Below are 6,938 nucleotides of genomic sequence, written 5' to 3'. Positions count from 1 at the left end.
GTCCACGTCGCGAGAGTCCTACGTTCGTCACCCCTGAGTTCAACGCGCACGCCTAACGCCGTTAGTCGCGAGCGTTGAACTCGGGTGCGTGGACGTAGGACTCTCGGGCGCTGGGGGTAGGACTCTCGCGGGTGGGTCAGGTGAGCAGGTGGTGGAGGGCGGGGAGCAGGACGCGGTCGGCGGGGAGCCAGTCGGTCGTGTCCAGGTCGGCGGCGGGGAGCCAGCGGAGCGCCCGGTGTTCCACGGGGGTCGGGGTGCCGGAGGTCAGGTCGGCGGCGTAGGCGCGCAGCAGGAGGTCGGAGCGGAGCGGGACGTCGGGGCCCACCTGGTCACCGGGGGTGACGGTCACGCCCAGCTCCTCGGCGCACTCGCGGACGACGGCGGCGTGGTCGGTCTCGCCGGGTTCGACGCGGCCCCCCGGCAGTTCCCACTTGCCCGCGGCCTCGGGCGGGTAGCTGCGTTGCTGGGCCAGGAGCAGTCCGTCGCGGACGATCGCGGCCCCTACTACTACGCGCGCGCCCACCAGCTCGACGCTCCGCGTGGACACGGCGGCAGCACGCGCCTGCAACACCTTCAACGCCAGGCCGCGGCCCACGAGCACGTCCGCCAGCCGGCCGAACGGCCCGCCGGGGCTGGACCACTCGACCGAGTCGACCACCATCGTGCCGCCGCCGGTGTGCAACAGGTCGGTGACCAGCGTGAACCGGGGCAGTGGCCCGCCGACGAGCTCGGCCGACACGCCGGTGGTGTCGGCCCGCGTCACGACCAGCGTCCCGTTGACCAGGCCCACCGACCCGGCGAGCGTCGATCCGACGAACAGCACCGGGTCACCACCCGTGATGCGCACGCCCAGGCCGCGGACGGCGCGGGCGAGCAGCCGGGCGTCCAGCAGCGCGGCGGCGACCGTCCGCAGCGGGGCGTCGACCAGGGTGGTGGTTCTCAGCTCGGGCACGGTCGTCGATCCTGCCACCACAACGGCCGACCACCGGTGGAGCAGCCCGTCAGCGGTAGAGCGGCCAGCGGACTTCCAGCCGGGCGCCGCCCTCCGGGGACTCGCCCGCCCGGATCGTCCCCCGCCGGCGGCGCACGAGGTGCGCGACCAGCGCCAGCCCGAGGCCGAAGCCGCCGGTCGCGCGTCCCCGGTCGGACTCGACCCGGTAGAAGCGGTCGAAGACCTTCTCCCGGTGCTCCTCGGGGATGCCGTGACCGTCGTCGTCCACCAGCAGCCGCACCTCCCGCGCGGCAGGCAGGACGGAGATCCGGATGAACGTGCGGGCGTAGCGGGCGGCGTTGCGCAGCAGGTTGTCCAGCACCAGCTCGACCTCGGTGCGGGCGGCGGAGATCAGGCACGCGCTCATCGGCGCGGCGAGCTGCACCACCAGGTCCGGGTCACCGAGCCGGTCCACCGCGGCCTGCGCCTGGAGCACCAGGTCGACGGGTTCGGCGCGGGGCAGTTCGCCGGTGTCGGCGCGCGCCAGGATCAGCAGCGCGTCGACCAGCGCGGACAGCCGTTCGGACTCCTCGACGACCGATTCGAGCACCTCGATGGAGAAGTCCGGGTCGGGGTGCGCGACCGCGACCTCGGCCTGCGCACGCACGGACGTCACGGGTGACCGGAGCTCGTGCGCGGCGTCGCCGGTGAACCGGCGCAGGCGTTCGGTGGCCTCGTCGCGACGGGCCAGCAGGGCGTTCAACGCCTCCGCAAGCGCTTGCAGCTCGTCCCGCGCGGCCGGCACGGGCAGGCGTTGCCCGCGCGGCAGCTCGGCGGCGGCCACGCGCATCCGCTCGACCGGCCGCAACGACGACCGCACGGCGAGCCACGTGGCGATGCCGACCAGCCCGGCGACCAGCACCGCGGCCACGGCGAGCCACCGCGTGCCGAGCCGGTTGGCCTCGCGGTAGCCGACGAGCACGTCACCGGTGACGTGCAGCTGCGGCGTGCCGTCGGCGGTGAACTCGACCCGCCCGATCCACCGGTGGGCGCTGGGTCCGTCGAGCCGCAGCACGGGTTCGCCCGCCTTGAGCGCGCGGATCTCCGTCGCGGTCAGGTCGGGTCGCGGGCCGCCGTCCAGCGGGTTGCCCGCGGTGTCCAGGACGCGGACGTCCGTCGACTTGCCCAGCTCCGAGTCCACAGCCGTGACCTGCACGAACCCGATGAGGTGCGGGGCGAGGAGGGTGAACGCGAGCAGGCACAGCAGCGCCACGCCGGTCGCCACGACGGTGATCCGGAAGCGCAGCGTCCGCCGCAGCCACCACCGGCGGGGGTTCACCTGCGCCTGGTCCCCGCCGAACCGAGCGCCGCGTCGAGGTCGGGCGTGGACGCCAGGTAGCCGTGGCCGCGCACGGTCCGCACGACCTCGCCCGCGCCCATCGCGTCGAGCTTGCGCCGCAGGTAGCCGACGTAGACCTCGACGGCGTTGCGGGTCGCGGCCTGCTCGTCGCCCCACACGGTGCGCAGCAGCTCGTCCTTCGTCACCACGGACCCGGCGCGGCTGGCCAGCACGTCGAGCACGGCGTACTCGCGCGGCGACAGCGACACCGGCTCGCCCGCCCAGCTGACCTCGCGCACCGCGCGGTCCACGACCAGCTCACCGAGCTTGAGCCTGCGCCGCGCGAGGTCGGCGGAGTTGCGCCGCAGCAACGCCCGGACCTGGGCCACGAGGACCACGAAGGAGAACGGTTTGACCAGGTAGCCGTCGGCGCCGAGGTCGAGGCCGTCGGCCTGGTCGACCTCGCCGTCCTTGGCCGACACCATCAGCACGGGGGTGCGGACGCCCTCGGCGCGCATCCGCTGGAGCACCCGGTAGCCGGACAGGCCGGGCAGCATGATGTCGAGCAGCACCACGTCGAACGCGCCGGTCAGCGCCACCCTCAGCGCGTTGGGGCCGTCGGCGGCGGTGACCACCTCCATGCCCTCCGCGGACAGGCCGCGTTCCAGCGCGCGTCGCACGCCGATCTCGTCGTCCACAACCAGCACCCGTGGTCTCACGCCCCACAGCATGCCCCGTGAGGAGGACAATCGGCGCGGGAGTCTCAGTGCGCTCTCAGGCTCCGGGCAGCTCTCAGGCTCCGGGCAGCTCTCAGGCTCCGGGCAGCTCTCAGCCTCCCGCCGGCTCTCAGCGTGATCTCAGCGCGGTCGGAGGAGTGTCTGGGTTGTCGGGTCGCAAGGGGCTGCCCGGTAGGAGGAGGGGACATGAACCGCAGAAGGGTGACCGTCGTGGCGGCGGCGGTCGGGGTCGTCGCCGGGGCGGGCGGGCTGGGGTTGCTCGCCATGCCGGCCGGCGCCGGGCCCGCACCGGTGCTGCCGGACGTGAGCGCGGAGGCGCTGGTCGAGTCCGTGCTGAACGCGAAGCCGGCCGCGTTCGGCGGTTCGGTCGAGGTGAACAACGACCTGGGCATCCCGGCGATCGCGGGTGTGCCGCAGCTGTCGGACGGCGCCAGCAAGGTGCGGATGTGGACCGACGGCCAGGGCCGGGTCCGGGTGCAGCTGCCCAGCGGCGACTCCGAGCGGGCGTTCGTCGACGACGGGCAGACGGCGTGGCTGTGGGACTCGGCCGAGCAGACCGTGAAGAAGCTGCCGCACGGCGCGTTCGAGCACGCCAAGCCGGAGCTCGGCGGTGACGCGCAGGCCGTGCCGGCGGACCCGGTGACGGTGTCGCGGCAGGTGGTGGCGGCGATCCAGCAGTACAGCGACGTCACCGTCGACGGCACCGCGCGGGTGGCGAACCGGCCGGTGTACGAGCTGGTGCTGACGCCGAAGCCGACGGAGAAGACGGTGCTGCGCGAGGTGCGCGTCGCAATCGACTCGGAGCTGCGGGTGCCGCTGCGGGTGGCCGTGCTGACCAACGGCACGGACGCGCCCGCCGTGCAGGTCGGGTTCTCCGAGCTGAACGTGGGTCCGCAGGACGCGTCGCTGTTCGCGTTCACGCCGCCCGCCGGGGCGAAGGTGACCGAGCCGGAGCAGCAGGGGCCGTCGGCGGACGACAAGGCCGCCGCCGAGAAGCTGTTCGGTGAGGCGAACCCGCAGGTCATCGGTGAGGGCTGGGACGTCGTGCTGGCCGCGCGCGTGCCGCAGGGCGCCCTCGCGGGTCTGGCGGACGAGCAGAAGCAGAACGGCCGTGAGGGCCGTTGGCAGCAGCGGGGCCAGGGCGGGGACGTCGACGTGCAGGGCCTGCTCAAGCAGCTGGGCAAGCAGGTCAGCGGCTCGTGGGGCTCGGGCACGCTCATCACCGCGCGGGTCGGTGGCGTGCTGATCGCCGACGACGGCCGGGTGGCCGTGGGCGCGGTGCCGGAGCAGGTCCTGGTGGACGCGATCGGCCAGGTCAAGTGACCACCTCGACCAGCGCGCGGGTGGAGCCGGTCGACACCGGCTCCACCCCGGTCCTCGCGGCCCGGACGCGGGGACTGCGCAAGGTGTACGGGCGCACGGTCGCGGTGGACCGGGTGGACCTCGACGTGCCGCAGGGGGCGGTGCTCGGGATGCTCGGCCCGAACGGGTCGGGCAAGACCACCACGATCCGCATGCTGCTGGGGCTCGTGCGGCCGACTGAGGGGGAGGTCGAGCTGCTGGGGAAGGCGCTGCCCGACGGCGTCGCGTCCGCGCTGCCGCACGTCGGCGCGCTGGTCGAGGGTCCGGGGTTCCACCCGTTCCTGTCGGGGCGGGAGAACCTGCGGCGGGTGGCGGCGTTCGAGCCGCTGCTGGCCACCGGTGACATCAAGCAGGCCGTGGAGGACGCGCTGGAGCGGGTCGGGCTCGCGTCCGCCGCGCACCGGCGCTACCGGGGGTACTCGCTGGGCATGAAGCAGCGGCTGGGGCTGGCCTCGGCGCTGCTGGTGCGGCGGAAGCTGATCGTGCTGGACGAGCCGACCAACGGCCTGGACCCGGCGGGGACGCGCGAGGTCCGCAAGGTGATCGCGGACCTGCACGAGGCGGGCAGCACGGTCGTCGTGTCGTCGCACCTGCTCAGCGAGATCGAGGCGACGTGCACGCACGTGGCCGTGCTGCACCGCGGCACGGTCGTGGCCCAGGGGGAGCTGGCCGAGCTGCTGCACGCGGACAGCAGCTCGCTGCTGGTCGTCACGCCGGACGTGGACGACGCGCTGAACGCGTTGCGGGCCGGTCGGATCTCGGCGCGGCCCATCGCGCCCGGCGACGACGGCGCGACGGGCGTGCGCATCGAGCTGATCGGCACGACCGCGCCCCTCGTGGTGGAGGCGCTGGTGCGCGCGGGGGTCGCGGTGCACGAGGCGCGGCGGCACCGCACCGGTCTGGAAGACCTGTTCGCGCGGCTCACCGAGGCCGAGGAGTCCGAGCACAACCTGTCCGCGGTGGACACGATCGAGGAGGGGACCCGATGAGCGCGCTGGTCGTCACGCGCGCCCCGCTGGGCAGGCAACTGCGCTCGGAGCTGCGCTGGATCGTGCGCCGGCCGCGGACGGTGATCGGGCTGGCGTCGCTGTGCCTGGTGCCGGTCCTGGCAGGCCTCGGCCTGTGGTTCGCCACCGACGGCGACGGTCCCGCCGGGCCGGGCCTGGCCGCGATCATCGCGGGCAACGGCCTGGTGCTGCCGGTGTTCACGCTGTTCCTGGCGCTGCCGCTGCTGCTGCCGCTGGTGGGTGCGATCTGGGCGGCGGACGGGCTGGCGGGCGAGGCGCAGCACGGCACGCTGCGCGGGTTGATGATCTCGCCGGTCGGGCGGATCAGGCTGCTGGGGATCAAGGCGTTCGGCGTGGCGACGATGACGTTGTTCGCGGCCACGTTGATCGCGATCGTGGGCACGGTCACCGGTGTGGTGCTGTTCGGCGGCGAGGGGATGCTCACGCTGTCGGGGTCGACGTTGCCGTTCGGCGCGGCGCTGGGGCGGATCGTGCTGACGATCCTGCTGGTCACCGTGCAGGTGTGGGGTGTGGCGGCGGTCGCGCTGGCGATCTCGGCGTGCACCGAGCACCCGCTGGTGGTGATGGCCGCGACGATGGCCGGGGTGATCGTGTTCTCGGTGCTGGGCCTGTTCAGCGCGTTGGACTGGCTGCACCCGTACCTGATCACGTCGGCGTGGGAGGGCTTGGTCGACGTGATGCGCGACCCGCTGCCCACCGCGGAGCTGTGGCGCAGCACGGCGTTGGCCGGGTGCTACGTGCTGATCGGGTTGTCGCTGGCGGCGATGCGGTTGGCGACGAAGGACAACTAGCCGACAATCGGCCGGTGATCGTGGAGACCGGGCGGTTGGTGCTGCGCGGGTTCGTCGAGTCCGATGTGGAGTCACTGGTGTGGCTGCTCGGCGAGCCGCGGGTGATGCGGTACATCGAGGACGGCAAGCCGGTGTCGCGGGCCGACGTGGAGCGGGTCGTGCTGCCGAAGGTGCTGGCCGGGGGTTGGTGGGCGGCGCACGAGAAGGCGTCGGGGGCGTTCGTCGGCTGGTTCGAGCTGAGCCCGGCGGGCCCGGGTGCGGCCGAGCTGGGGTACCGGCTGCACCCCGACTTCTGGGGGCGCGGGTACGCGACGGAGGGCGCGTCCGCGCTGGTGGAGCACGGGCGGGCGATCGGGTTGACGAGGGTCGTGGCGTTCGCGATGGCCGTGAACACCGGGTCGCGGCGGGTGCTGGAGAAGGTGGGGCTGCGGCACGTGCGGACGTTCCACGAGGAGTGGCCCGACCCCATCGAGGGCGCCGAGCACGGTGACGTCGAGTACGCCCTGGACCTCCGGTCGGACGCCCCGTGACGAGCGGGACCGTCAGCCGATGATCGCGACCCCGTCGTGGTCCACGGCCAGCCGCACCCGGTCGCCCGGCGACGGCGGGTCGACCACCGGGGCCACCGCCTCGTAGTCCTCGTCCCCGATCCGCACCAGCAGCCGCACGTGGTCGCGGCGGTGGACCCGTTCCAGCACCTCCGCCGCCACCGCGCCGCCGGGCGCGACGCGCAGCGCCGTCGCGCGCAGG

General features: G+C 73.9%; 8 protein-coding genes. 4 read left to right on the top strand and 4 right to left on the bottom strand.

All coding sequences use genetic code 11. The features are described 5' to 3' along the window. Nucleotides 1-136: 136 nt before the first annotated feature. Genes AB0G02_RS24750 through AB0G02_RS24740 form a run of 3 tightly spaced genes read right to left on the bottom strand, consistent with a single transcriptional unit; the run spans nucleotide 137 to nucleotide 3,001 of the window. Nucleotides 137-952: an NUDIX domain-containing protein gene (locus AB0G02_RS24750; protein WP_360797864.1), complete on the bottom strand. Its 816-nt coding sequence runs from the start codon at nucleotides 950-952 to the stop codon at nucleotides 137-139. A gap of 49 nt (nucleotides 953-1,001) precedes the next feature. Next, on the bottom strand, nucleotides 1,002-2,270 hold the full coding sequence (locus tag AB0G02_RS24745; RefSeq protein WP_360797862.1) for an ATP-binding protein: 1,269 nt from the start codon (nucleotides 2,268-2,270) through the stop codon (nucleotides 1,002-1,004). Then, nucleotides 2,267-3,001 (bottom strand): response regulator transcription factor, encoded by a 735-nt coding sequence (locus AB0G02_RS24740; RefSeq protein ID WP_360797860.1) that lies wholly within the window; start codon nucleotides 2,999-3,001, stop codon nucleotides 2,267-2,269. The genes AB0G02_RS24745 and AB0G02_RS24740 overlap by 4 nt, the downstream gene beginning before the upstream one ends. Before the next feature lie 192 nt (nucleotides 3,002-3,193). On the opposite strand from AB0G02_RS24740, the gene AB0G02_RS24735 reads away from it, so the two are divergent. From AB0G02_RS24735 to AB0G02_RS24720, 4 genes are read left to right on the top strand one after another with little or no spacing between them, the layout of a single operon-like run. Next, nucleotides 3,194-4,330: a DUF2092 domain-containing protein gene (locus AB0G02_RS24735; RefSeq protein WP_360797858.1), complete on the top strand. Its 1,137-nt coding sequence runs from the start codon at nucleotides 3,194-3,196 to the stop codon at nucleotides 4,328-4,330. Then, a complete protein-coding gene (locus tag AB0G02_RS24730; RefSeq protein ID WP_360797856.1) occupies nucleotides 4,327-5,358 on the top strand; it encodes an ABC transporter ATP-binding protein in 1,032 nt (343 codons plus the stop codon). The genes AB0G02_RS24735 and AB0G02_RS24730 overlap by 4 nt, the downstream gene beginning before the upstream one ends. Further along, nucleotides 5,355-6,188, top strand: a complete 834-nt coding sequence (locus tag AB0G02_RS24725) for an ABC transporter permease (RefSeq protein WP_360797854.1) — start codon at nucleotides 5,355-5,357, stop codon at nucleotides 6,186-6,188. Before AB0G02_RS24730 ends, AB0G02_RS24725 begins: the two co-directional genes overlap by 4 nt. Nucleotides 6,189-6,202: 14 nt before the next feature. Continuing rightward, nucleotides 6,203-6,718 carry a GNAT family N-acetyltransferase gene (locus AB0G02_RS24720; protein ID WP_360797852.1) on the top strand — a complete coding sequence of 172 codons (516 nt, stop codon included), beginning with the start codon at nucleotides 6,203-6,205 and terminating at the stop codon, nucleotides 6,716-6,718. 12 nt (nucleotides 6,719-6,730) lie between these two features. Here the strand turns inward: AB0G02_RS24720 and AB0G02_RS24715 are convergent. Further along, nucleotides 6,731-6,938, bottom strand: a 208-nt coding sequence (locus AB0G02_RS24715) for a TOBE domain-containing protein (RefSeq protein WP_360797850.1), incomplete at its 5' end; no start/stop codon positions are given.

This window comes from Actinosynnema sp. NPDC023658 (assembly GCF_040639995.1).
GTDB lineage: Bacteria > Actinomycetota > Actinomycetes > Mycobacteriales > Pseudonocardiaceae > Actinosynnema.
This window is presented reverse-complemented; position numbering and strand designations above follow the sequence as displayed.